This is a genomic window from Sandaracinobacteroides sp. A072 (assembly GCF_052616365.1).
On sequence record NZ_JBQXGU010000012.1, the window covers coordinates 1 to 787 of the forward strand.

1 protein-coding gene is annotated in these 787 nt (G+C 65.3%); it reads right to left on the bottom strand.

The genetic code is table 11. From position 1 onward, the window contains the following. Positions 1 to 76: 76 nt before the first annotated feature. A partial coding sequence (locus ACUJ46_RS12565; RefSeq protein ID WP_445390839.1) for a DUF3987 domain-containing protein occupies positions 77 to 787 on the bottom strand: 711 nt, incomplete at its 5' end.

The window sequence follows — 787 nt, forward strand, 5'->3', positions numbered from 1 at the left end:
GGACAAAACCGACATAACCGACAAAACCCCCTTTCCCGGTAGCCGTCGCCACGCCTTCGCTACCCATCGGGTCATGTCAGCCCCCATGAAGCGCCGGGTTCACTAGGAACAACCGTTGGGGCCTTCCGCCTTGCGGGTTCGAGGGCGGGTCAACGGGGCGGATGCACTCACCATCTTCCAGCATCGCCAAGGCGGGGTCGAGTTCGGCTTTACTGCCAAGCCCGGCGCGGTCCAGTCGCAGCACGTCCCGAGAGGCAAAGCGCTGCCAGCCCTCTTGCCGGATAATGCCCACCAGCCGCCGCGCGGCCCGTTCGGCCTTTGTTGTCGTCGCGTCGGCATAGGCCCGCCGGGCCATCGGCACCAGATAGGCTTCCACCAGGTGCGCCGCCCGCCTGAAATGCTGCGCCGTGATTGCGTGCGGCTCTTCGGCCTCATCGGCTGCCCAGTTGAGATAGGCCAGCACCAGCGCCAGCCGTGCGGTCAGGCCCGGAATCTTGCCGAGGAACGACAACATCAGCCCTTCGGCCCCGGCTTCCCAGCCGCGCACCACCGCGCGGAGGTCTTCCATCAGGTCGCGGGCATCATCCGTGAAGGGAATAAGATACGGGCGCGGTTCTCCAGCGCCATCGGTCACAAGGTCGAGCGTCAGCAGCCGCCCCAGCGCCCTTTCCATCAGCTCTTCATTCACCCAGGCTTTCGGGCGTCGCAGGGGCGCGGGTTCGGGCCAGATGGGCAGGAAGCGGGCCAGCAACCCATCATCATCGGACTTGAAAAGCAGACTTTTCAG